The sequence below is a fragment of the Streptomyces sp. NPDC059255 genome (assembly GCF_042752355.1).
Taxonomy (GTDB): domain Bacteria; phylum Actinomycetota; class Actinomycetes; order Streptomycetales; family Streptomycetaceae; genus Streptomyces.
The window spans coordinates 1-1524 of sequence record NZ_JBHYZP010000103.1 but is presented as its reverse complement, the minus strand read 5'-3'; the positions used below and the strand labels follow the sequence as shown (position 1 = coordinate 1524).

General features: G+C 66.7%; 1 protein-coding gene. It reads right to left on the bottom strand.

Going from position 1 to position 1524, the window contains the following annotated elements:
• Nucleotides 1-15: 15 nt before the first annotated feature.
• A partial coding sequence (locus tag ACFXKG_RS41225) for an ISAzo13 family transposase (protein ID WP_384850753.1) occupies nucleotides 16-1524 on the bottom strand: 1509 nt, incomplete at its 5' end.

The following is a 1524-nucleotide window of genomic DNA, read 5'->3' as shown; positions in this document are numbered from 1 at the left end:
AGGGCTTGCAGAGAATCAACATGCTGATTTGATCTCCGCAGGGTAGTTGTTCGCGAGGAACGCCGTGATGTCAGTGGGCGTGCTGAACCTGGCTGTCGAGGGCGGAATCGTGTAGCCGTGTTCGGCCAGGAGGGGCTGAACTTGGTGGACGGCCCTGGTGAGGGTGCTGCCGTTGACGCCGAAGAGCTGGGCGAGCAGGTCTCGGGTGGCGATTTTGCGTAGGTAGAGCACGGTGGCCAGGACTCTGTCGGAGGTGGTCAGCTTGTCCTTGGCCCCTGCACCGCGAGCACGGATACGCTCGCCTCCCCGTTGCTGGAGCCGTCCTTGCTCACGTAGCTCGTCCAGGTCAATGGCCAGTTGGTTGGTGAGTTCGTCCAGCGCCGGTTCGGGCATGCCGGTCAGCTCCGGGTCGCGCAGACCCCTTGTGCAGGGCTGCGGGGACGGGCCGCCGACCGGCCGTGGGTCCCGGGTTGCGCTGGTGGTGACGCGAGGTTGGGGATGGAGGGTGTAGTTCCAGTCGCCATGGAAGCGGTGGCGGTGCATGGGCAGGGCCTCGATGTCGCTGTCGGTGACCTTGATGCCGGTGTCGTAGGTGCCCAGGTCGAGTTCGGCGTGGACTTTCAGCCCGGTGCGGGTGGTGGTCGCGGCGATGCTGTTGACGATGACGTCGTGGCTGGTGAGCGGGCGGCCGCGCCAGTTCATGGAGATGTGGGAGAACAGCCGGTGTTCGATCTTGTTCCACTTCGATGTGCCCGGCGGCATGTGGCAGACCGTGATGTCCAGGCTCATCTCGGCGGCCAGGGCTGCGAGCTCGGCCTTCCAGGCGCGGGTGCGGTAGCCGTTTGATCCGCCCGCGTCCGCGGTGATCAGCAGACGGGTGGCATACGGATAGTCGTGCCGACCCCTGGCCTGCCACCAGCGGCGGATGGAGGCGACAGCGAATGCGGCGGTGTCGTGGTCAGTGCCGACGCTGACCCACCCGGTGTTCGCGGCGATGTCGTAGATCCCGTACGGGATCGCCTTGCCCGGTCCCTGCCGGTCCAGGAAGTCGTGCGTGTTGGCCACTACCGGCTCACCGGCCGGCCGCCACTGGAGGCCCGCGTTCTTGTAGTCACCGACGAGTTCCTTCTTCTTCGTGTCCACGCTGATCACCGGCTGACCAGCATCTACGTGCTGTCCGGCCTGCTCGTTGATGTAGCGGAACTGGGCGTCACGGTCGGGGTGCTGCCTGCCCTCGATGGTCTTGGCACCGGCCTGCAGGCTGAAGCCTTCCTCGCGCAGCAGGTCTCCGACCGTGTCGGCGCCCACCCGGTGCCCCTGACGGGTGAGCTCGGCTGCGAGGCTTCTGGTCGACTTCACCGTCCAGCGCAGCGGCGACATCGGATCGCCTCGCTCGTCAGGCTCCACCAGTGCCAGCAGCGCGGACCGAAGACCCGGATCAAGGTCCACGGCCTTCTTCCGACCACCACCGGGCCTGCGGACCCGGTTCATTGGCTCCTCGCCGGCCTCCAACTCGTCCACGCC